General features: G+C 69.7%; 14 protein-coding genes. 7 read left to right on the plus strand and 7 right to left on the minus strand.

The window, feature by feature from the left end:
* Positions 1-453: 453 nt before the first annotated feature.
* Positions 454-1,998: an ISKra4 family transposase gene (locus WMF17_RS25290; RefSeq protein WP_437643636.1), complete on the minus strand. Its 1,545-nt coding sequence runs from the start codon at positions 1,996-1,998 to the stop codon at positions 454-456.
* A gap of 722 nt (positions 1,999-2,720) precedes the next feature.
* On the opposite strand from WMF17_RS25290, the gene WMF17_RS25295 reads away from it, so the two are divergent.
* The 3 genes from WMF17_RS25295 to WMF17_RS25305 all read left to right on the plus strand — a co-directional run bounded on the left by WMF17_RS25295 (position 2,721) and on the right by WMF17_RS25305 (position 7,666).
* Positions 2,721-4,271 carry a cellulose binding domain-containing protein gene (locus tag WMF17_RS25295; RefSeq protein ID WP_437643674.1) on the plus strand — a complete coding sequence of 517 codons (1,551 nt, stop codon included), beginning with the start codon at positions 2,721-2,723 and terminating at the stop codon, positions 4,269-4,271.
* Between the two features lie 252 nt (positions 4,272-4,523).
* Positions 4,524-4,886 (plus strand): protein kinase domain-containing protein, encoded by a 363-nt coding sequence (locus WMF17_RS25300; RefSeq protein WP_437595710.1) that lies wholly within the window; start codon positions 4,524-4,526, stop codon positions 4,884-4,886.
* Positions 4,887-6,151: 1,265 nt separating this feature from the next.
* Positions 6,152-7,666: a cellulose binding domain-containing protein gene (locus WMF17_RS25305; protein ID WP_437595712.1), complete on the plus strand. Its 1,515-nt coding sequence runs from the start codon at positions 6,152-6,154 to the stop codon at positions 7,664-7,666.
* Between the two features lie 145 nt (positions 7,667-7,811).
* Here WMF17_RS25305 and WMF17_RS25310 read toward each other — a convergent pair whose 3' ends face one another.
* The 3 genes from WMF17_RS25310 to WMF17_RS25320 all read right to left on the minus strand — a co-directional run bounded on the left by WMF17_RS25310 (position 7,812) and on the right by WMF17_RS25320 (position 11,442).
* Positions 7,812-9,080, minus strand: a complete 1,269-nt coding sequence (locus tag WMF17_RS25310; protein WP_437643676.1) for a PH domain-containing protein — start codon at positions 9,078-9,080, stop codon at positions 7,812-7,814.
* 147 nt (positions 9,081-9,227) lie between these two features.
* Entirely contained in the window at positions 9,228-9,467 is a 240-nt protein-coding gene (locus WMF17_RS25315) for a VF530 family DNA-binding protein (RefSeq protein WP_437595714.1), read from the minus strand.
* Between the two features lie 1,054 nt (positions 9,468-10,521).
* Positions 10,522-11,442, minus strand: coding sequence for a transposase (locus tag WMF17_RS25320; protein WP_437643678.1), 921 nt, complete (start codon positions 11,440-11,442; stop codon positions 10,522-10,524).
* Between the two features lie 404 nt (positions 11,443-11,846).
* Here WMF17_RS25320 and WMF17_RS25325 point away from each other — a divergent pair, with 404 nt between their 5' ends.
* Positions 11,847-13,136 (plus strand): DUF6688 family protein, encoded by a 1,290-nt coding sequence (locus tag WMF17_RS25325; RefSeq protein WP_437643679.1) that lies wholly within the window; start codon positions 11,847-11,849, stop codon positions 13,134-13,136.
* 254 nt (positions 13,137-13,390) lie between these two features.
* Here WMF17_RS25325 and WMF17_RS25330 read toward each other — a convergent pair whose 3' ends face one another.
* Positions 13,391-16,180: a YncE family protein gene (locus WMF17_RS25330; RefSeq protein ID WP_437643681.1), complete on the minus strand. Its 2,790-nt coding sequence runs from the start codon at positions 16,178-16,180 to the stop codon at positions 13,391-13,393.
* A 509-nt stretch (positions 16,181-16,689) separates the two neighbouring features.
* Between WMF17_RS25330 and WMF17_RS25335 the strand changes: the two genes are divergently transcribed.
* From WMF17_RS25335 to WMF17_RS25345, 3 genes are all read left to right on the plus strand, one after another.
* Positions 16,690-18,756, plus strand: coding sequence for a toxin-antitoxin system YwqK family antitoxin (locus WMF17_RS25335; protein WP_437643683.1), 2,067 nt, complete (start codon positions 16,690-16,692; stop codon positions 18,754-18,756).
* A gap of 136 nt (positions 18,757-18,892) precedes the next feature.
* Positions 18,893-19,381 (plus strand): SsrA-binding protein SmpB, encoded by a 489-nt coding sequence (gene smpB, locus WMF17_RS25340; RefSeq protein WP_437595720.1) that lies wholly within the window; start codon positions 18,893-18,895, stop codon positions 19,379-19,381.
* A 640-nt stretch (positions 19,382-20,021) separates the two neighbouring features.
* Complete coding sequence (locus WMF17_RS25345; protein WP_437643685.1) at positions 20,022-20,597, plus strand: hypothetical protein; 576 nt, start codon at positions 20,022-20,024, stop codon at positions 20,595-20,597.
* Positions 20,598-20,720: 123 nt separating this feature from the next.
* Here WMF17_RS25345 and WMF17_RS25350 read toward each other — a convergent pair whose 3' ends face one another.
* Together WMF17_RS25350 and WMF17_RS25355 are read right to left on the minus strand one after the other, a co-directional pair.
* Complete coding sequence (locus WMF17_RS25350; protein WP_437643687.1) at positions 20,721-22,037, minus strand: extracellular catalytic domain type 1 short-chain-length polyhydroxyalkanoate depolymerase; 1,317 nt, start codon at positions 22,035-22,037, stop codon at positions 20,721-20,723.
* A 206-nt stretch (positions 22,038-22,243) separates the two neighbouring features.
* Complete coding sequence (locus WMF17_RS25355) at positions 22,244-23,629, minus strand: sigma 54-interacting transcriptional regulator (RefSeq protein ID WP_437643689.1); 1,386 nt, start codon at positions 23,627-23,629, stop codon at positions 22,244-22,246.
* Positions 23,630-23,724: the final 95 nt, after the last annotated feature.

Below are 23,724 nucleotides of genomic sequence, written 5' to 3' on the forward strand. Positions count from 1 at the left end.
GGGGCCTACCGCCTTCCATCTTGTTCATGTCGATGCCCGTCGGACATCGGCCCTCCCCCACACCGCGCCACCAGCCCCTCCTCAGGCGGCCTACCGCTTTCCATCTTGTTCATGTTTACTCACGATCGGCCCTCCCCCACGCCGCGCCACGAGCTTCGCCTCCGGCAAGAAGCTCAGTCGGTCTCGCCACCGCGAATCGCCAGCGGTCGGCCGCAAAAGGCAGCAAAGCGACGGACCGATGTTCATCGGAACACATACAGACGCACGTGTGGTGAGACCGACAAGCAGCCGAGCGGCGCCATGAGCGTCTCGATGCGTGGCGCGCACCAGGGTGAACCAGGCGCTCGGTCACCATGCGCTCCGATGAGCGGCAAAACATCAGGGCGCGCAAAATCGCAGAAGGAAGAGCAGAAAAAGGTTGGGTGCGGCTCTTCTGGAACGAGGGCGTTTTGCTCATTTCACCCGGCGCAGTTTGGGTCGAGGCGGCGGCAGCGGTGAGGGGACATCGCCTCCTGCATAACGTGCACGGTGCGTTCGGTCATGCTCCTGCTGCAGGTGGAACGCCCAGTAGGCTTCGAAGTCGCCGCTCGAGCGCAGCGAGCGGAGGCGCAGCACCGCCTCTGCGCCTTGGAGCGACCAGCGAGCCCCGGTGCGGTCCATGCGATCCTTGACGAGATGGCGGCATGCGCCCTCGATCACCCCCGTGGCGATGGGCAGCCCCGCTGCGAGCGCGCGATCGTAGTGCAAGAGCGTCCGATGCTTCACGAGGTAGCCGATGCAGGTATCGAGCGTCACCGCTGTCCCCATGTCCACCACGCGGCTGCTGGCATGGCGCCGGATGGTGCTGGCAATGGCTCCGGCCGTGCGCCCCGCGAGCAGCTCGTGCAGCCGGCACGTCACCCACTGCTCGACCTCCTTGGTCCCGTCGGCGAAGAAGCAGTGCGCGGCCTTCCAGAGATATTCAAGCACGTGGATGATATCGAGGACTATTGTGATCTCGACGCATGCCTTCTTCGCGGCGCGCTTGACCAGGGTGATCTGGTCCTTGTTGCCGTCGACCAGCACCACCCACCGCCGAAGGCGTTCCGGATCGCGACGCAGGCCTTCAGCAAACGCCGCCGAGATCACCTCTCGCGATGACTTCTCCACGCTCGCCCAGACCCGTTTGTTCACCGGCCGCGGCCGTTGCGCGGCGACGTCATGCACAGGGCGCAAGTCGTTCACGATGTCGTCAGGCGTGCGGACCCAGGGGTCTATCGTGTAGAGGGTGGCGACCTCGGCCATTCGCTTCCGGTTGCGCTTCTCGCCCTTGGCGAGGCGCTTCGTGAGCTTGTGTTTCCCCGCTTCCGCAGCCTTCCGCGTCGCAGGTCGGAGGTCTTCGCGCCGCATCGCGATCCCCTTGCCGTCGAAGCTGAGTACCAGCAGCGCCTGAGTGTCCTCGACTTCGACGGCGCGGGTGGAGTAGAACGCATCGAAGTCCTGCGCGGCGCGCTCCGCGAGCTCCTCCACCTGGCGCTTCGGCACCGCGGCGCCGGTCGATTTTCTCAATCCCTCAACGACCTCATCGAACGAGCTGCGGGCGGCGCTCTCGGCGACGTAGCGACGGACGCTGTGCGAGTAGAGCTCGTCCGGGAGGCTCAGCGCCGCATCCATCGGATGAAGACCGGGGACGCCCGGCGCCTGATAGGCCGCGCGTGGCACATCGACCTCTCCGACGACCGACATGAGCGCTCTGCTGCTGAGACGTCGATGCTTGCGCTGAACGCCGTCCGCGCCCTTGACCTCCACGGGCCTTTCGCGCTCGGCCCGAAGCTCGAGGTGGGCCTGGAGGAGCCGCCGCTGGTACTCGCGCCCCTCGTCGACGACGAACCCCTCCAGCTCGGCATGCGTGCTCTCCATCGACTCGGATGACCGAAGATGCTTCTCCATGGCTTCTGCCTGCTCCCGGGCGCTCTCGAAAGGGTCCTGACCTGCTGCAACGGCGTACGCGGCGCTCACGACCAAGTCCTCCTGCCGGTCCAACCTGCCTGTCGGGACCGGCCTCTTGCAGAGGCCATGGATACGTCAGATTCGTGGAATTTCAACGCGTTGCATTTTCGCGCCCGGAATTATCACCTGTGGCGAAGTATACGATCGTCAATCCGTCGAATGTGGCCTCGCCCGCGCCCGGATTCTTTCACCTCTCGCGGCCGAACCTGGGCTGCGGCTTCGCGCTTGGGCCGGCGGATAAGTGCACGGCATCAACGTCGCAGGGGGGCCAAGTCCACCGGCTACGTCGACGGGCGTCTGCGTCGATGTGATAGGGGCGCGGTCCCAGGGACCGCGCCTTCGGCGCAACACCATGAAAGCGCACGGACTTTTGTCGTCGCCAAGGATCTACACCCAAAAAGGTTGGCCTCGAGCAGGGCGCGGAGCGAACATCGACGCTGCAGATCGGAGCGCATCTCTCACACCGTGCGAACCATTTGCACGAACCACGGAAACTTCGAACGAAGCCGTGGTTAATTTCGAGTCCTGATTTTCGGTTTCGCTTCGCGACCGTTTCGACGATTGCTATCATGGGCTGACAGCGGCCGTTGGCCAGCTTCTCTCGGATGGCGTCCGCGGCTGCGCCTCGACAGGCTCGTACCGCACGTGCTCGCATCGCTCTTCGGTCGCGAGCCTGTCAGCGCCCGGCGCAGCCGCGTGGCCTTGGCATTGTGAAAACGGAGGCGATTCCCATGAACCTTGCACTCTGGCCGAAGCTCTCGCTCCAGCGAGGCGCGCTTTCGCGAAACGAGAGCGGTGAACAGCGCTGGGCCAGGAGGGAGGCGCCAGTCGGCTCGGCAGGCGCTCGCCAGACCGGAGCTCGCTGCGCAGGCCATCGCCGTTTATCGGGGTGCGCTCTGGTCGGGATGCTCGCCGTGCTCGGCGCGTGCATCGCGGAAGATGCCGGCGATTCCGAGCTGGGCAACGAATCGCAGGTGGCGCTCGACAACGGCCTGTCCGCTGCGGTGAACTACCAGCAGTACGCGGGCAACCGCTACTGCGCCAAGATCACGGTGTCGAACGCCAGCGCGAGCGCGACCACGTCGTGGACCGTCGTCATGGACGTTCGGGACGCGACGGTGACCAGCTCCTGGAATGCCGAGCTCTCGAGGAGCGGCGCGCTGCTGACCGCGACGGCGCTCGCCCGCAACGCGCGGATCGCCGCCGGGGGCGCCACCGACTTTGGCTTCTGCGGGACTGGCAGCTCCCGCCCGATCGTCGTGTCCGTCACCGGCGCCGGCACGCCGTCCGGCGCGACCAGCACGGGCAGCGGCTCCAGCGCAACGACCACGAGCGGCTCCGGCGGCTCTGGCGGCTCCGGCGGCTCCGGCGGGGCCGCCACGAGCGGCTCCGGGGGTGCCGGCGGCTCCGGGGGTGCCGGCGGTGCCGGCGGCTCCGGCGGTGCCGGCGGCTCCGGGGGTGCCGGCGGCTCCGGCGGCAGCACGGGCTCGGGAGGCGGCGCGGGAAGCGCGCCGACCGCTCTGCCCACCGCGCGGGAGGCGTGCCCGACGATCACCACCGGGACCATGAAGTTCCTCGGCCGCGAAGTGCGCGTGTGGGCCGGCCAGAGGTCCGCCACACCGGCTCCGGTGGTCATCTACTGGCACGCCACGAGCTCCGTCCCGCAAGAGGCGTTCTCCGGCCTCGGCCAGGCGGCCATCGACGATATCACCAGGCGCGGCGGCGTCGTGTTTGCGCCCAACGCGTACGATGGTCAGGGAGGAAAGGACGGTACGAAAACCACGTTGAACAACGTGTGGTACGTGGGCGACTTCAACACCGCCGACGAGGCGCTCGCGTGCGCCATCCAGCAGCGCAACATCGACACGCGCCGCATTCACGCGCTCGGGTTCAGCGCGGGCGGCGTGCATAGCGCGTGGATGGCGTACGCGCGCTCGAGCTATATTGCGAGCATCGTGACGTACTCGGGCGGCAAGACGGGCTACGGCTGGCCAGGCCTCCAGGACCCCAGCAACCCGCCTGCCGCCATGGTCGTTCACGGCGCGCCGGGCTCCGACGTGGTCGTGATCGACCTCGCGCAGACCAGCGCGGCGCTCGCGGCGGATCTCAAGGCGAAGGGCGGCTTCGCCATCGATTGCAACACCGGCGGCGGACACAGCATCCCGACGGACATCGCCGCGTCGAGCTGGCAGTTCCTGAAGGACCATCCGTACAAGGGTCGACCCGAGCCCTACGCGTCGGGCATCCCGTCGAGCTTCCCGAGCTATTGCCGCGTTCCCTGAGCGCGCCTATCCGCCCACCTGGCCGCGCGCGGCGGCGGCCAGCGCGGGCGCGGCGTCCACGAAGCTGCGATGGCGCTGCACCGCTGCCCGCGGCACGCCTCGTGTTTGCACCGCGGCGAGCGTGTCACCGGACCGCAATCGATCGCGAGACACCTGCATGGGATCGACGCCGCTGGACGTCGAGCTGCGTCCGGCGCGGTCGACCCGATGCGGTCCGTTCACGGCGCGCTGGCTCCGCCGCGAGAGGGGCGCATGTCGAAGCTGAAGTCGCACGGACCCGTCGACGCAGGCGGGATGATCGCCGGCAAGTACAGGCTCGTCGAGAACATCGGCGAAGGGGCCATGGGCTCCGTCTGGTCGGCGCACCGGAACGTCGTCGATGTCTACGACATGGTCGAGACGGCCGGCGGCGAGCCGTTCCTGGTGATGCAGCTGCTCTCGGGCGAGACGCTGGCCGAGCTGCTCGCGCGCAGGCGCCGGGTCGAGCCGGAGCTCGGCGCGGCCATCGGCAGGGACGTCGCGAGGGGCCTCGCGGCAGCGCACGCGCTCCACATCGTCCCCCGGGACCTGAAGCCATCGAACATCTTCCTGCACCGGGAGCTCAGCGTGGTGTAGACAAATTTACACAGCCGAGTGAACTCGTTGGATCTGTTGGTTTTTGTAGGCGGATCAGTGGGTCGTACTTTTTGTACATTATGTGAACTGCCGGTCGTTGGCGGAAAATTCTTGTCAGGTCGGAATGGCTTTGCGCGGGCTATGCTCTCGGCGACGTCCCGCGCACCTGCCTCTCCGAAGCCGCCGCGAAGCGGCGCAGAAGTCCGGCCATCCATGGCCGGGCTTCTGGCGGAACCAGGACGGGGGACGGACAACGGGAGACGGACGATTCGAGACGCACGTGGTCCTTTGACCTTACCAGGGCGCGGAGGACATCGCGCCACGGCGTATCGGCGTGACATGGCCCACGACCACGGCGCGGGCCGCGGCGGAGCGGGAGTCGCCCCCCGCCGCGCCGAGCTGAGCGCCCTTGTTGGACCGCGGCCCGGCGACGACCGGTGGGCCGCGGTCCGGCGGTGTGCGAATTCACGTTCGATGTGAAAAGCGGTTGACACAGAAGGCGCTCTTTCGTCTTTTGCGCGCCGCTCGGCGCGCGGCGCGTTCGTGCGCGTCCGGGCCACGTCATCAACCACGAAGACGGCGACGCCAAGAGGATCGTCGACGATCTATCGCGCATTCTGAAGATGCCTTGATCCGATCGGTCGCGCTCTGCGACGATGCCATTGTTCACCAGGCGCCCCGTACGAGCCTGGCCCGCCAGACTCCCCTCGCTATCCACGCCGGCGGGGATCGCTGGGCGGACCAGAATCACCGACGATCCCTGCCGTGAGGTCAGCGGCCTAGGGCTCAACCCGATGGTGACAGTGGCGCTATCACCCAATGTTCCGGCCAAACGGGCGTACAGCTTGCATCGCCACGCGCGGTGGCACCCCTGCCGCGCGCGCCATGTAGAAGGAGTCGACGATGAAGCATGTAGAACTGATCGCAATCCTCGCGGCAACCGCGGCGGTTTCGGTAGCACCCAGCTCGCCGCAGCTGACATCACCACGCCTGTCGAGGATCTCGCGCTGGTCGAGGAGGTGCCGGCCCCCGGGGTCGGCGCCGCCGATACTTCGTCACATCCAGCGAGCACAGCAGCCGTGGTGCCCATCTTGTATACATAACATCTTTAGCCATCGCAGCTCGTGATCAAAGGCTCGCTTCCCGGGCATACACCCGTGCCCGCGGAGCTGCGCGCTTCGCGCGTGAAACGCTGACATAAGATTCTTACTTGAGCATCTTGTCGATTACCTTGCGGCTCATCCGGCCGCTCGAAGGAGAAATTTATGCGTCTTACCAGCTTACTGAGCTACGGCTCGGTCGCGATCGCATGCTGCCTGCTCGCCTGTAGCGGCGGCCCGTACGGCGACGACGACGAGATCGAATCGCTGGAGAGCGATCTCCGCAGCGCGGACTCCGCGGTGTTGGCGGAGCTCACGCTCCAGTCGCAGTGGTCGACGGGGTACTGCGCGAACGTGACCGTGAAGAACACGAGCTCCGGCGGGATCACCGCCTGGGGCATGACCGTCGCGCTCAACGGTTCCACAGTGACCAACGTGTGGGGGGTGCGCAAAACGGAGCCGGTCGGGCAGCAGCTCATCGCCTCCAACGAGAGCTACAACGGCTCGCTGAGCCCGGGAGCGACGACGAGCTGGGGCTTCTGCGCGAACGGCACCGGCAGGCCATCGCTCGTGTCCGTCAACAGCAGCGGGACCGGGGGCTCGACCTCGGCGAGCAGCAGCAGCAGCAGCAGCAGCGCTTCGAGCAGCAGCTCCTCGGCCAGCTCCGGCGCGGGCGGCGCAGGGGGCAGCGGCGGCGCAGGAGGCGCAGGCGGCGCAGGGGGCAGCGGCGGCGCGGGAGGCGGCGGCGGTACCCCGGGCGGGAGCTCGGGGCTCCCGGTCCCGCCTGGCGGCGGCGTGCCCAGGCCGTCCGGCGCGCCCGGGAACCTGGCCGTGCTCAACTGGGCGGGGTTCCAGGGCGCCGTCTCGTATACCTTCGACGACTCGAACTCGAGCCAGATCCAGAACTACGACGCGCTGAATGCGCTCGACGTGCCGTTCACCTTCTACCTCCAGACCGGCAAGAGCGAATCGAACAATCCGGTGTGGCAGAGGGCGGTGATGGACGGGCACGAGCTCGGCAACCACACGAAGAGCCACTCGAGCAACGACAGCGGCGCCGATACGGACGCCGCGACGCAATTCATCGAGCAAAAGTTCGGCGTCAAGGTGTGGACGATGGCGGCCCCGAACGGCTCATCGGTGTACTCGAACATCGCGCGGACGCGCTTCCTCATCAATCGCGGCGTGGCCAACGCCCTGATCGGCCCGAACGACTCGACCGATCCGTTCACGCTGCCCTGCTTCATCCCCCCGACCGGCGCCTCCACGGCGACGTTCGATCAGCAGGTCACGAGCGCGCGGTCCGCCAACAGGTGGCGCACCGTCCTGGTGCACGGCTTCACCGGCGGCAGCGACGGCGCCTATCAGCCCGTACCGCTCCGGGCCTTCCTCGATCACGTCCAGCACACAAAGGATCTCGGCGACGTGTGGATCGACAGCGTGGTCAACATCGGCGCCTACTGGCGCGCCCAGAAGGTGCTCTCATCGGTCACGCCCATGACGTCGGGCAGCGACAGGACGTGGAGGTGGACGCTGCCGGCCCACTTCCCGCCGGGCAAGTATCTGCGCGTCAAGGTGGGCGGCGGAACGCTCAAGCAGGGAGGCCGCACGCTCGCGTGGGACGAGCACGGCTATTACGAGGTCGCGCTCGACGAGGGCTCGCTCACCCTGTCGCCGTAGAGTCCGATACCCATCCACCCCTCGCGGTGGTGGCCGGATTTGAACATGAAGGCGGATCGGCCGGCGCGCCGTGAAGGCGGCCGACGGGCGATCTCGTCCTGACCCCGCAGGCTATGGCGTGATGGCTGCCCCTTCGGCGGAGCGGTCATCGAGCGCGCGCGCGGAGGGCGCGCTCGACGTCGTCCTCGGCGAGCGCCCCCTCGGCCGCCTTCTCGAGGGCGGCGCCGAGCGCGTCGTCGGCGCAGGCGCCGGCGGCGATGCGGATGCGGTGCCGGTGGCCTGGGTCCGGCGCCGTCGAGAGCGCCATGGCTGCGCCGATGCGGCGCTCCACGGGAGCCGCGCCGTCTTCGACGACGGAGGCGAGGTCGTCGGCGTCGAGGGGCGCGTGGCGGTACCCGCCGCCGCCGTCGCGCCGGACGAGCGCGCCGAGGGCGCTGCGCCACTCCGCGAGCGCGCGACCGCGACGATCGAGCGCCGCGAAGCGCGCGGCGGCGCCCTGGCCGCTGCGCGCCGCCATGGCCTCGCGCACCCGTGCGAGCAGCACCTCGGTGCTCGCGGCGAGGCTCGCGGGCGCCGACCCCGCCGCGGCGGAGCCCTTGCTCATCCGCGCCATCGTCGGCAGGAGCGTGCGTGCGCCGCCGGGGTGAGCGAGCCAGACGCCGCGCTCGTCCGCGGACACGCCGGTGACGAGCGCAAAGGGGATGAGGCGCCGGTGAAAGAAGCCCTTGATGGTGACGCCGTCCGTGCCCACGAGCGCCGTCCTCGCGCCGAGGAGCCGGAGCGGCGGATAGGCGAGGAGCGGCACCGCCACGGCGAGCGTCACCGCGAGGAGCGCCGCCGGGCCGCTCCACAGCGCGATCAGCGCGATGGGCGCGGTCGGATACCCCATGCAGACGGCGAGGCAGATGAGGCCGACGCGCTCGGCGCGGGTCAGCCGCTCCGCGGCCACGCTCACGAGGCGCGTCGAGAAGACGTGCTGATCCGCGGCGAAGCCCGCGGCCCGGAGCAGCGCGCTCGCCTCCGCCGCGCCGCGCACCCGGATCCACGCGGCGTCTCCGCCCCGGTCCCGGAACACCACGTGATGCTGGCCGGCGAACCCATCGATCCAGCCGGCCTCGAGGCGCGCGCGCGGGAGCCGCGTCGTTCGCGCGGCCTGCGCGACGACGATCTCGTCCTTCTCGACCGCGACCGTGGCGGGGCGCGCGGAGCCTCGCCTGGGCGTGCGCCCGGGGGACGTGTGATGGCCGATGAGGAAGAGCACGGCCCAGACCATCGCCCACTGCGTGAGCACGACCAGCACGGGCGCGGCGGCCGTGAGCGCGACGCCCCCGATCAGGACGGCCCACGCGGCGATGCGCGCGCGGCGCGCGTGGACGAACGCGACGCCCTCGCTCTCGATGCGCAAGCTGTTCACCCCAGCATCGTACACGCTCGGCAGCCCCTCACCCGGACGATGTACGTCGGCTCGACGCGGGCGCGGGTCGGGCGCCCGCGATCTCCGAGGGCGAGGTCGACGAGGGCCTCGCGGCATACGCGATGCCCTCGGCGCGGATGAAGCTGGTCAAGGCGTGGGCTTGGCCTTCTCCTGCACATCCCGCAGGTAGAGCGCCTCCACCTGCTGCCGGGCCCACGGCGTCCGCCGCAAGAATTGCAGGCTCGATTTGACGCTGGGATCGTACTTGAAGCAGCGAATGTCGATCATGCGCCCGAGCTTCTCCCAGCCGTGCTGCGCGACCAGGTGCTCGACGATCCTCTGGAGCGTGACGCCGTGAAGCGGGTTGTTGGGCTGGGGCTGGGACATATCGATTGTGCGGGGCGGCGGGGGGATCGGGCCGGAGGGGCGGGCGCGATCCCTGCTATGTAGCACGTCTCGCGTCGCCGCACGCGCAGGCTCGCCACGGGTGGATCCAGAGTTGCGCAATTCGCGCAAACCGGGAGGGACGTGGCCCGCGTCGCGTGGCCCCTCGCCGCGGGCACGGGCGAAGGTGGCGTGTCCGATCCGCGAGCCAGCGGGGCTCGTCTGTCCACAACCCGGCAGGCCCGGGCGGGGAGCACCATGACCGCCGTGTCCGCGACGGCTCACCTCGGACAGTCGAGGTCGATCACCGCGAGATCGTAGCTCACCACGCCCGGACGGCTCGTCGGGATCCGACGTGCCGTCCAGCTCGGCCATGGTTTTCCGCCGGCGCGATGCGCGCGGAAGGGGCTCGTCCTTCCTTCCTCGCTCAACCTGGGGGCTCGTCCTTCCTTCCTCGCTCAACCTGGGTCGGCGTCGCCGGCTCACACGCCGACTCCCTCTATGCGGCCACGCCGGAAGGGGCCACCCGCAACCTGGGTCGCCGGAGGGGGCCACTCTATGCGGCCACGCCGGAAGGGGCCACCCGCAACCTGGGTCGCCGGAGGGGGCCACCCGCAACCTGGGTCACCCGGCCACCCGCAACCTGGGTCGGGTAGCGCCGGCCAGCCACCCTCAACCTCGGTCGAGTCGGCCCACCCGCAACCTGGGTCGGGTTGGTCCCACTGGTCCCACCGCCGCCAGGTGGGTTCCGGGTCGCCTAACCTGGTCGCGGGTCCCGGTCCCGGTCCGTTCCCAACCCGGGTTGGGTCGTTCCAGCTGGGTCGCCGCCGTTCGTGGTCGCCGCCGTTCGGACAGCCAGGGCCTACGATTATGTTATCGCTGGCGCCCCTTGGTGCGCGCTTGGAGTGGCATCCCTCATATGACTGCAGCCGCGCAGCGCTATGCGAGGTGGTCGACCGCACGCAGTACGCTGTGAAGACGAGCGTTTCCCACCACGACGTGCCGAAGCCGTCGCCCGCCCTCGCCCACCGGGGTGTGTAGCGCGCTCGCCCAGTGCCTACACCATGAGCACGCCGTCCATCACGCTGGCGCCATGAAACGTACGCATCCACCACGTCCCCGCCGGAAATACGACGCTGCGCACACCGGTATGCCATTGTTCGAGCGCTGCGCGATATGACGCGCGAAACGCCCGTACAGCGGCACCGGCGATTCGCCATGCGTCACCCTGCGCACGGCCTACCGCAAATGTAGGATTGCGTTCGCGCAGCGCCTCGAAGCTCGTAGCGCGCTCGTAGGGGGAGATCTTGCTGGCTCGCTCCGCGCCCAAGAAGCAGCGCCCATGCTGCTGCATCTCCGCATGAGCTCGCGCTTCTTGTCGCTCGAGCTCGGCGGCCACCTCTTGGAGAAAGCCCTCCGCGCTGTCCTGCTCGATAGCCGGTGGCAGCGAGAGCGGAAGCGTCACTTCATCGGGCCACAGAGGGTTTTCCGGGTCGAGGTACACAGAGGGGCGTGCCGCGCGCAGCACGCCGCGACCGAGCTCGCCCACATCCACCTTGGCGCCCGGCCACTCACGCGCATGTCGGACGAGGCCAGCAGCCACGGGATTCGCCAGGACGTAGGCGATCTTCTCCGCCATCGCTGCGCGCGTCAGCAGCCGGACCACGCTCGGGGCCTCGTGGTCCCACACCGGTCCTTCCCATGTGCGGAGCACCTTCGTTCCGAGCGCGACGATGCGATGGAAGAACTGCAGGAAGCGCGGCAAGACGCCCGTCACGTCGGTCACGATCAAGTGAAGATGCGTTGACATCGCGCAGAGGGCGTGGACCTGGAGGCCGTAACGGCGCGCGGCGACCACGAGGGCATAAATCAGGAGCTGGGTGATGGCGGCGTCGGGGCGTAAGAGCAGGTGCCGACGCAGGACGCGACGGGTGATCATATACGTGGCGCCGTGAGCGATCTCGCGGGGGTGGCTCATGGCCGGCGCACACAACAAATGTCGTGCCGGGGTTGTGGTGAATTATCTCAAGGAGTTGCCACCCTTCCTGGGGGTGGCGGCCGCGTTCCGTGGGTGGCGGCCGCCAGCTGGGGTCGTCCGCCCCCCGGTTGCTACTGGGTCAGGTCTTCGGGTCTCGGTCGATCTGGCGCGGTCTGGCGCAACCCGGGTCGGTCTCGCGCAGCCCGGTCGCGTCTGGGTCCAACCCGGGTCGGTCTCGCGCAACCCGGTCGCGTCTGGGTCCAACCCGGGTCGGGTCTGAACCCGGGTCGGTCTCGCGCAACCCGGTCGCGTCTGGGTCCAACCCGGGTCGGGTCTGAACCCGGGTCGGGTCTGTTCGGGTCTGTTTGCTCACTCCCGACTGGAGCCGTTACCATGCTGGACGCATGTCACAGCAACCGCCGCCCGAGCCGCCGCCCCCCCCACCCAAGCAACCGTTCTCCCTCGCGGACGCCGGCATCGCCGCCCTCGTCGCCACCGGCTACGGCATTCCGGTGCCCTCGGCGCTGCTCTTCGGCGCGGCCACCGTCGCGCCGTTCGACGGAGCGCTCTTCATCGCCGTGGCGCTCTGCCTGGCGGGGTGGCTCGGTCTGACCGTATGGACGTACCGCGCGATCCGGCGCCGCGGGCGCGCCCCCTTCCAGGTCGCGTCCGAGGTGCTCGCGCTCCTCATCCTGCCCGCATGGGGCATGGCGTACAGCCACGAGGCGAACGACACGTGCGCTGTCCAGGCCTGCGACGCCGGCACCACGGCGTTCCGGCCGCTCGCCGAGCCCGAAGTCTACGGCCTGCTCGCGCTGCACGTCCTCACCGCCCTCGCGTACGTCGTGTCACGGCGCCGGCCAGAAGCGCTCCTCGGCCCCGCCGAGCTCCTCGTCCACGCAGCCTTGCTCCTCGCGATCGCCCTCCACGCCCTCCTGGCCGTCCACTTCGGCCTCTGGGTCCTCGGCGGCCTGCTCGTGCCGCCGCTGCTCCTGCCCTGCGTCGCGCCGGTGCTCACGGTCGCCTTCTATTCCGTCGAGCTGCGCGCGCGCCTCGTGCGGCGGGGCGTCGAGACCGCCGCGCCCACCCCGCTCGCCGCCGCGCCCGCCCCGCTCGCCGCTGCGGAGGCCGCCTATCGCGCGGGGCCGCCCCAGCCCCAGACCCCGCTCCCGCCGCCGCCCGCGATCCACCGGCCGACGCTCTGGCGCGCCCTCGCGGTTTCCCCGCTGCTCCTCGGGATTCACGCCGTCGTTCACGCGGCCTGGCTGGGACATCCGGCGGCCGCGCTCCAGGTCTTCACCCGCACCTGCGGATATACCCTCTCGCAGCTCCCGATCGTCACGCTCCCCGGCGACTGCCATTACCTGTGCACCGTGGCGACGCGCGGCCACGCCTGGCTGGTGCGCCCGCTCCGGCTCGGTCGGCGCGGCGGCACGCCGATCCTCGTCAACCGCCAGCTCGCGATCGCGAACGCCTTCGAGGAGCTCCTGCACGAGCGCTGGCCGCGCTTCGGACGCGCGGCGCGCCGCCTCTACGACCGGCTCGGGCTGCCCGTGAGCCGGTACATCGGCGCCGCCTGGGCCGCCGATCTCGTCTATCTCGCGATGAAGCCCCTGGAGTGGGCGTTCTACCTGGCGCTCCTGCTGCTCGACCCGCGCGCCCCCGAAGCGCGGATCGACCGCATGTACCGGTGATCGCCGGGCCGGTGCTACCAGGTCACGACCGACCCTCTGTGCCGCCTCGACGATGCCGGCGACTGGAGTCGCGCACCAGTTCGGCGGCGAGCTCAACGCCGTCGAGCTCGTGCTTCCCTCGAGCCTCACCTGCGTCGACCTGCTGAACGGCGCCGGGTGCGCCGCGACCGACGCCGACTGGCTCTGCCTCCTCGACGCGTTCGAGGGGCACGTGCCGCTCGGAGGAGAGCGCACCGTCGAGCGGTCTGCGGCGCTCAGCGCCGACGGGCAGCGGGTGGCGTGCTGGCAGGATCCGCGGGATCGCTGCACGCATCCTCCTCGTCGCCGTCGAGGAAGCCGTCGGCGTCGCGGTCGATCGCGATGCGATCCCCTGAGCCCGGCGGCGCGCAGGTATAGGTCAGGCGGGCGGCGGCGCCCGTGACGCGCGCCCGGAGCGCGGCGCCGGATACGGTCGGGCTCGCTTGACGATCGGCCATGAGCTCGTCCGCGCCAACATAGAGATAGCTGACCGCTCGACCGGCGATCTGCCCCTTCACCACGAGATCGCACTCGCCGGCGTCGGCGCGCGACATCAGCAGATGAATGCGCGGCCCGGCCACCGCGGCGTTGGTTTGGGTCAGCGTGACCTGCTGGCCGACGATCGGCGCCAGGTTGCTGTCGAAGGCCAGCACGAAGGCCTCGAGGTGGCGCCGGATCACCTCCCCCCCCGGCGGGTCCGGGATCCCCCCGGGCGGAAACTGCGTCGAGAACCCTAGCGCGTGGAGGAATCGAAAGATGGTGTCCACGCTCCCGTCATGGATGAAGCCGAAGCCGCGGATCTGATCTCCGGTGAAGCCGTTGTCGCCGGGGATGAACCCGAACGCCGCCGGGAAGCCGAACTTCCCCACCTTCTGGTAGGCATTGCGGAGCTGAGGCACCTTGAAGAGCTGCGTCTCCAGGGCGAAATTGGACAGCCCCGCCGTGCCGAAGAGCCCGGCCTCCGCGTCGAGCACATGGCACCCGATGCACGCCTTGCCGTTGATATCCAGCGTGGACTGAAACGCCTCGAAGCCGCTCTGCTGCTCGGCGGTCAGCGAGTTGTCCAGCGCGCGGATGGGGTTCGGCGGATACGTGATTTGCAGGACGAAGTCCGTGAACGCCTCCATGTCCGCGTCGGGGATGGGAGCGTGCCGCCCGAGGAGCTCGGTGAAGCCGCCCTGGAACTTCTCGAACGCCGCGCGCTCATCGAAGCTGCCGCTGTCCGGCTGCGCGGAGGGCGCGTCGTTGCCGCCCGTGCGGTCCCCGCGCCAGTGCATCGGGCCATGGTTCGCCATCCCTCGCAGGCTCTGGGTGGTCATCGGGCCCTTCATGGGGTGGAACGTCGGATGGGTGATGGGCTCGCCGGTGATCAGGTTGACGAGCGGATCATCAGCGAACGGCCCCGGGTGATCGACCACGGGAGCGTCCGGGTTGCCCAGATCCCAGGCCAGGCTGTCGAGGTCGCCGAACACATGGCAGCTCGCGCAGGAAGAGTCGCCATGGCTCGACGAGAACGACGCGTCGTAGAGGAACGGGCGACCGCGGACGACGCTCTCCGGCTCGGGGTTGAACATCCAGACCTTGTTGACCTCGGCGCGCCGAGCCGTGCTGACGATGGAAATGCCATTGTCGAAGCGGGTCAGGACATACAGCTGCTGGCGGGGCTCGTCGAGCACGACCCCCGTGGGGCCCCCGCCGGTCACGGGGATCTGGTACCTCGCGGTCGGCGCGGTCATGCTCTCGAGCGCCGCGGTCCGATAGACGCCCACCTTGCTCGAGCCGAGCGCGGCGACGTAGAGCGTCTCGCCGTTGCTGGAGACCGCCATCCCCGTGGGGCTCGCGAGGCTCGCGGCGTTCTCCTGGTTCGGGATGGCCGCGCAGCACGCGGCGTAGTCGATGTGGGAATTGAGGTGTCGCGGGGTCACGCCGTTCGCGCCGATGACGGTGATCCGGCTCTCGTGGAGGTGACCTCGCACGGTCTGCCCTGCAAAGGTGCCCGGACCCTCGAAGCGGTCCAGGTTGTTCGCGTCGGTGTTGGAGACGTAGATGGCCCCGTTCACCGGGTTGACCGCCATGTTGTAGAGGACGGTGCCGACGCCCGTGAAGGACCCCGCGGGCCCCGGGCGGAGCGCGGGCCGCGTCGCCATGGCGTCGATGACGAAGACGTCCTTGTCGGGGAGCGAAAGCTTCACGGCGTCATCCCAGGTGCGCCCTGCCGTGTCCACCCAGTGAGCGCCGCTCCACTTGACGATGATGCCGACCTCCGGCGCGGGCTGCTGCTCGAAATTCGTGCTCGGCGGCGGGAGGCCGCCCGGGCCGAAGCCGTCGGGGACCATCGTCTCGAAGACGCTGGTGGTGCGGTTGCCCGAGTGGAAGCCGGCCGCATAAACGTGGCTGCCGTCCGGGCTCACAGCGAGCGCGCGGGGGGTATCCGCGAACAGCGTGATGACGGCGAGCGGGTCGCCGCCCAGGGAGCGCCCGAGATCTCCGGCGTCGAACACCCAGACGTCGGCGCGGCCGACGCCCGGCGTGGTGAGCTGCGGATCGAACGGGACGTTCTGGCCACGGTGGGCCGCGGTGATGAACGCGCGTCGTCGCCCGGGCCCTGCGAACACGATGTCGCGCGGCTCGTCGCCGACCAGCAGCGTGCGGTCCACGTGGCCGCTCGCTCCCTTGCGACCGAGCCGCACGACGCTGACGCTGTCGGAGAGGTGATTGACGACCCACACCTCGTCGTTGGTGCGCGCGGCCAGCGCGACGGGCTCGAGCCCCACAGGCACGGAGGTCAGGTGGACCAGACGGCCCTGGCGGACGCTGTACACTTCGAGGCGGTTGTCGGGTGTATTCACGGCGAACAGCCGCCGACCGTCCGGGGAGAGCGCGAGCGGCCGGACCTGCCCGCTCTCGAAGAGAGTGAATGAAGGCGCCGTGGCGCCCGCGCGCGCGCTCACGACGAGGAGCGCCGCCACCACGCATACGGGCACGAGCTTGAACACCGCACCTCGACGGGAATAACGAATTGGCATGCCACCCCCCATGGCGTCCGAAAGACCGACTCCGTTCCGGAAGGACGAAGGTCCGCTCACCCGCCGGGACGCCCGGGAAAGCCCCTCGACGGACGCGGCGCGGGTGCTCGGTCGACCCGTGCAACGCGGTACAAAGACGGATGGACGCAAGTTTCAGAGCTATCATGGAAAGGCTGAGATGGCCAGATGGCGGGAAGCATCTTGTCGAGTCCACGACATGCGTCCAGGGCGTGCCCGACGCCGAGCGGCGCGAAGAGCTCAGTCGATCTTCGTCGTACGATAAGCCACGGCAGCGCCTCGATACGAAACGCCGGTGCGCACGTCGACGAGGGGACGTCCGGCGTGTCCTTGTGCGATCTCGCAGATGCCCTGTCAGGCAGGAGGCGCCCTGCGACGGCCGCCGCCCGCGCGGCTCGCCCGGGTGCTCGCCCCGAAGCTGCGCTTCATGGATCTTTGCAACCAGCATGAACAACCGCCTTGTCAGCGCGAAACCCGATAGGCTGCGATGCGTGGACTCGACGACACACCACGGCGCGGAGCGACCTCCGTCGGTCCCGCCTGCAGCCAGGTACGACCCCGAGCACGGGACGTTCGAGCTCGTGGAGACCGACGCCGACGGCCGCCCTTCCGGCGAGCGCCGCGTGTACCGCGCGAGCGACGGCTCGTTGCTCTCGCGCTGCTGCTATGCGGGCGGGGTGAAGGACGGGCCGTTCGCGATGTTCCACCCGAACGGTCAACCCGCGCAGCGCGGGCGCTACCGGGACGGCCAGCTCGACGGCGAGGTGGTGGTGTACGGCAGCGACGCCCCGAGCGAGCTCAAGCTGCGGCCGTGCTGTGTGCCGCCCGGCGCGTGGGAGCTGCGAACGCACTACCGGCAGGGGCGCATCGTGCGCCAGGTCTTTCACGATCGCGCCGGGTACCCGATCTCCGCGGACGGCTCCCGCTGGCCCGACAGACCCGCCGGCGTCGCCGAGGAGGCGGACTACGACCAGGACTCGCAACGCTGGCTGGTCCTCGAGGAGGACGAAGCGTCGGCCGCGCTCCTCCATCGCTATTTCACGCGCGAGGGCGAGCCCTCTCAGGAGATCGAGATTCGCGCAGGAGCGCGCTATCGCGAGCGCCGGTACGGCGCGCTGGGCCGCCCTTCCGAGGAGCGGCACCTCGATCCCGAGGGACGCTTCCACGGCCCGTCCGTCCGCTGGTTTCCCGATCCGGACACGAGCCCTTACCTCGATCCGCGCGTGCGCGAGGAGCGCGGTCAGTACGCGCACGGTCACCCCGTCGGGGCGTTCACAGGGCTCGACGCGGGCGGGGCGCCGGTCGTCCTACGCGAGCTCGGCGCGGCCCTCGACGAGGCCAGCCTCGTCGCGTCGCCCGCGCTCGCCGAAGACCTCGCGGCGTGGGACGCCGAGCGCGCCTGGGCCCTCGCGCGAGAGCTCTTGGAGGGCGGCCGCGCGCGCGAAGCCTGCTGCGCCGCAGCCCGCGCGGCGGTCCGCGGGGGCGAGCGCGAGAGGCTCGCCGCGTTCCTGCGCGCCGCGACGCTGCGGCCAAGACCCGAGGTCGCGGAGCGACGCGGGCGAGCGCTGCTCGAGACGCCCGACGCGACCGCGCTCGGCGCCCTGGACGAGCTGCTCCTCGGCGCCGAGCCGAGCGCTGCCTACCGCACGCTCGCCGCCGCCTTGCCGTGCTCGCGGCGCGTCGCGCTCGCGCTCGTCGAGGCGGCGCTGCTGCTCGAGCCCGAGCGCCGCTCGACCTGCATCACGCGCGCGCTCCTGCGGCTCCAGCTCGGCGACACGCGCGGGGTGCTCGAGGATGCCGCCCGCGTCGAGCCCGAGGCCCCCGCCATGGCCGAGCACCTCAGGACCTTCGTGCGGCTGCTGTTCCCGGAGTTTGCTTTCTGGCCGGCGCGCCAGGTCATCGATCCGTTGCCGGCCGACGCATCGGCCACGGTCGAGCTCGACCAGCCGATCGAGCAGGTTCGGCAGAAGATCCAGCTCTACGCCACCCGCTTGCTGCGCCTGCGCGAGGCCGTGCAGCGCAGCCTGCCGGGGACGGAGCCCTGTCCGTGGCTCCCGCCCGACCTGTCGCACGTGCTGCCGGGCGGGCCGGTGGAGCTCGCGCGGACGGCGGCGACCTTGACCGAGGAGACCGAGAACGGCGTGGAGACCGTCGAGCTCACCGTGGACGAGACGCTCGACCCAGGAGCGCTGCCGGTCTCTCTCCTGATGCGAAGGGCCCGAGCCGAGTGGGCCGCCCTCTGCTGGCTTTGCTGGTCGGCCGGCCTCGACCGCATCGCGTTGCCGGAGCGCATCGCGCCCCGGCCCGACTTCACGGCGGCGGTCAACATGTCGCTCACCCGTTGCTTCCGCGCGCGCGATCAGCTGCAGACCGGCGGGCTCGTCAGCCGGGCGCGCGGCGTGCCGGGCTTCGTCTGGGAAGGGCACGCCATCGACCGGCTCGACCCCACGCTCGCGGTGATCGCGGCCGACGAATACTTCGAGATGCGCTGCCTCTTCGTGTGGCTCCTGTTTCCGGCGAACATCTCCCCGTTCCAGAGCGACATCCGCGCCGTCTGAGCCGATTCAGGGCGGCAGAGCGGAGCGCGCCGGTGAAGAGAACGATCGGAGTGGACGTGCATGCCACCAGCGCGACGTTCGCCGCGCTCGGCGAGCGCGGCGAGGGGCGCGGGCGCGTCGTGCTAAGATCCCCCTCGTGCCGAAGGAGAAGGCCAGGCCGGGCGAGACGCTCATCGCGCGCAACAAGCGCGCGGGCTTCGATTACGACCTCGGCGACCGGTTCGAGGCGGGGATCGTCCTCAAGGGGAGCGAGGTGAAGATGCTTCGCGCCGGCAAGGCCGACTTGACCGACTCGTTCTGCACGGTCTCTCGGGGCGAGGTGTTCTTGCAAGGTGTGAGCATCGCCGCGATGGCCAGCGCCGCCTTCGGCCACTTGCCGAAGGGCGCGCGCAAGCTCCTCCTCCATCGGCGCGAGATCGAGCGCATCGACCATTCGATCGCCCGCGAGGGGATGACCGCTGTCGCTACCCGGCTCTACTTCAAGAGCGGTCTGGCCAAGGTCGAGATCGCGCTGGCGAGGGGGAAGAAGATCTACGACAAGCGCGAGGCCATCAAGACGCAAGATGCCGAGCGCGAGACGCGAGCCATGGTGGTGCACGGACAACGACGGTACGGACGCGCGTGACGCAGGGTCCGCGCCGCGGTCGAGCGGCAGCCGCGGGCGGCGGCCTCCTGCTTCTGGCGTGTGATGGACGCCGCCCCGACCTGGGCCGCGACCCCGACCTGGATCGGGTCGCGGCTGGTTGCGGCTGGTTGCAGCTGGTTGCGCTGAAGCACACGCGCAGGCCAGCGCGCGCCCCGTCGTCCTGACGGGGCGGCGTGCGCCATCGCGGCGACGTGGCACTCGAAGCTGCCCACGACCGTGCGAGGGCCGCCTGCGACAGGCGCCGACCGCGAGGTGCGCGGGGAACGGCGGTGTTGCACCCGGTTGCACCCGGTTGCACTCAGGCCGGCCCGTCGGCGTGGGACCTCCACGAGCAGGGCGGCCACGAGACAGTGCGCCGACGAGGCCAGGGGCGAGCGGCGCGTCCCGGCATCCCTGCGGCGTCGCGCCCGCCGAAGGCGACGGAAGGCGGCCGCCCCTGCGCCCCTGCGCTCTCGCAGCGCGCTCGGCGCACCGCGGGGAAACAGCCGATCTCTCGCCTGGCACGGCCCTTGCGAAACGGCTTTGCGTCGCGACGACACGATGAACAGGGGCGCTGAAGAGCGCTCGATGCCGTCGCGCTGACCATCAAACTCTTTTTCTTCTCTACGAGGAGCAAACTATGTTGATCCGTAATACGTGTGCGGTCGTTGTGGCTTCGCTGTTCGGGTTCGGGTGCGCCGTCGACGCGGGGGACACGGGCGGCCTTGACGAGGATCGCGAGGAGCTCGCCGGCGCCGGCGACGAGGAGGCCGTCGCGAGCGACGCCGAGGCGCTCGCCGTCGGCGCGCCGCGGCGGCATGCGAGCTTCAGCCGTCATTACGGCGGGAACATCATGGAAGAGGACCATTACCCGGAGTTCGGCGGGATGTGCTCCCCGGGGTACGAGAGGGTGAGGGTCGACGTGAGCTGGAACGGGAACGGAGCCTGCGAGTTCGCCGGCTGGGTCAACCCGGGCAATCCGACCGATTGCCGCGCGAAGCTCCATGTGCACACGAACGCGTTCTGGGGCGGCGGAGAGTGCATGGCCACGAGCTTCGAGGCGCGCAGCAACCTCTACACCTGCGGCGACAGGCTCCGGAATTATTGCGGCGGAGCCGGCCCTCAGCCGAACGGTGCAGCCCCGGTGTGCTTCTGCGACAACTCTTGCACCGTGTACGGGGATTGCTGCCCCGACTACCATCTGGTGTGCAATTGAACCACGCACGTCACCCGCGCGCGTGAACGCGCTCCCATGCGCAGGTGAACGCTGCCCTTCCTCACGCATCCTGCCCGTTCACGGAGGTGGGTTGTCACCCGATCTCCCCGACGAGACGGCGTGTCAGCTCCTGGCGCTTCGATGCCGGCGACGGAACGTCAACAGCGCAAGGCCCACGGCGACGGCCGCGGCGTAGGAGCTCCTCGGCTTCGCATGGCCGACGACACAGGCGCATCCGCCGGATTCAGATGCGGGAGCTGGGTCCGCGCCGGGGTCGGCGCCGCCGGCGGTGCCGCCTGGGGCGCTGCCGCCCGCGGCGCCGACCCCGGCGCTCCCGCCGTCACCCGCGGAGCCACCGCTCCCCGCTGCGGGTCCGGCGCCGCCGGCGTTCTGAGCCCCCCCGGTGCCGCCGCCCGAGCCGCCCGCGCCGCCCGAGCCGCCCGCGCCGCCCGCGCCACCGCTGCCGCCAGAGCCCGAACAGTCGGTCTCTGGATCGACACCACCGGCCTCGTCGAGACCGAAGAACGCGAGGATGGCGTCGTGCTCGTACGCCATGGAATGCGCGCCGTCTTTCCCTGACCAGGCCTCGAACACCGTGGTACCACACTCGTTGCTCCAGAACTTGCGCTCATAGGTGGTCCCGTTCGCGGTGGTCGTGCTGTCGGTCGAGGTCGGGGTCTCGCTCAGCTCCAGGACGTTCGTCCATTCCTTGATCGCCTCGCCCTGGTTGTTGTAGTTGATCGTCGCGTCTGCCGTGCCGTGGAAGATCTGAAGGCGCGGTCGATGTCCCGTATAGCCAGGATACATGGCACGAACCTGGTCTCCCCATTGCTGGGCCGTCTTGCTCGTTCTGCCCCCCGCGCAGTTGCCGCTCCACTGGTTGCTCGGGTCGAAGCCGTCCGCCCAGCACCCAGCTGGCACCCCCGCCCTCGCCGCGCCAGCCCTGAAGATGTCCGGGTACACCGCCAGCATGGCTTGCGTCATCATCGCTCCGGATGAGCCACCCATCACGTAGACGCGCTCCGGGTCGCCGTCGTACTTCTCGAGCGTGTACTTCACCATCTGAGCGACGGCCTGCGTGTCGCCGCCACCGTCGTGGGTCAGGGATTTCATCGTGCCCACATCCCAGCAGTTGCGGCCCGTGGCCTCCGGAAGGATGATGATGAAGCCGTTCTTGTCGGCCCCCGCGCGGATCCCCGAGATGTTGCTGAAGAACCCGCTCACCGGCGTGCTGCAAGAGTGGCAGGCCACCACGATGGGTGGATTCTCCGCCAGCTGGTCCGGGACGTAGATGTGCATGTTGACGTAGTCCGGTACGCCGCTCGCTCCCCACGTTGCCCGGTTCACCGGCACCACGGACGCCGCGTGCGCTGGCTCGGCCGCGAGCAGCCCCAGAGAGATCGACGCGAGCACGAGAACGTGATTCTGAAATCGACGCATGTCCGAGCACCTCTTGAGCTGGCGTCGCCGACGATGGCGCGCTTGGCACGTTGATCCTAATCGACACAAGAACTTCGGCGCAAGCCGCTTCGAGTTCTTCCATTCCGGAAAAATTGAACCAAGCGCTCCCGCGCCGCAGAACGTCACCGCGTTGCAGACGGCCGTGAGCCCGCGGCCGCGCGGCGCTCCGCCGGCCAGGAGCGTGGCTATCTCCGGAACCGCTCCGCGTCGATCCCATACCGCTTCATCCAGCGCTGGATCTGCATCCGCGCCTTGCCCATCTCGCTCGCCACGGCGGAGATATTCCCTCTGTGCACGCCGAGCAACCGGACGAGCTCCTCCCGCCGCGCGGCATCCCCTGCGTCCCCCCCTTCCAGCGCGCGTTGCACCGCAGGGGAAAGATGCTCCAGCCCCACCTGCCCCTCCTCCCCCGCGAGCACGACCGCTGTCTCGAGGCACTTCTCCAGCTCTCGCACGTTCCCCGGCCAATCATGACGGAGCATCGCTCTCGCCGCGCGCGGGTGGATCCGGACCCGCGCGGCGCGCTCCGGCGGGAGGCGGGCGAGGAGCGCGCCGATGAGCAGGCCGAGGTCCTCGCGGCGCGCGCGGAGCGGGGGAAGCTCGACCTTGTGGCCGGCGAGGCGGTTCCAGAGATCGCCACGAAACGCGCCGTCTTCGACCATCCGCTCGAGGGATCGGTGGGTCGCCGCGATCACCCGGAGATCGACCGCGACCGAGCGTGTGCCGCCGATCGGGCGGACCTCGCGCTCCTGCAGGGTCCGGAGCAAGGCCGCCTGCGCCGGCGCCGGCAGATCGCCGATCTCGTCGAGGAACAGCGTACCCCGGTCGGCGCTGCGGACGAGGCCGAGGCGATCCTCCGTCGAGCCCGAGAAAGCTCCCCTCTTGTGGCCAAAGAGCTCGGCCTCCACGAGATCTTTCGGGAGCGCGCCGCAATTGACGGCAACGAAATCGCCGGTCCGCCGCGAGAGCGCGTGGAGGGCGCGCGCCATCACCTCCTTGCCGGTGCCGGTCTCGCCTTCGAGGATCACCGAGACCGTCGAGCGCGCGATGGGGATGAGCCTCGCGAACATGCGATGGAGCTGAGGGAGCACGGTCGCGAGGCCCGGGGCCTCCGGACGCAAGGCAGCCCAGTCGAGCACGGGAGGATCGTTCGGATCGCAGGCAATGGCTTCCCGGTAGATGAGAAAACTCTGCCCGAGCTCGATCCGATCGCCGTCCTCGAGCTCGGCTCGAGTCGTTCGAACGCCGTCGATCAGCGTGCCGTTCTTGGATCCGAGGTCGTCGAGGACCCAGCGCTGGAGCAGCTTGCCGAGGCGCGCGTGGGTCGAGGACATGTGGCGATCGTCGGTGCGAACCGTGAGCCGGCGAGCGCCGACCACCGCCTCGACCTCGCGGGCGGCCCCGCGGCCAAGGATGAGCTCGTCGAGCTTCGCGAGCGAGAACCGCATGGGAGGGGCGAGCGGGCGGTGCGCCTCGAGGACGAGGAACAGGTGGGGGCGGTGATGGACGTCGCCGATCTCCTTGGGCTCCTCGGTGGAGGAGAGCGTTCTGTTCTCCGGACCGTCGATCATCGCATTTTCTGCATACACCATCTCCGGACGGGCGTCGCCGAGGCGCAGCCGGGCACTGGACGCAACAGGGGGTGCAACCCTGCAACGTGCGCCTC

The sequence above is a fragment of the Sorangium sp. So ce362 genome (genome assembly GCF_051519845.1).
Taxonomy (GTDB): Bacteria; Myxococcota_A; Polyangia; order Polyangiales; family Polyangiaceae; genus Sorangium.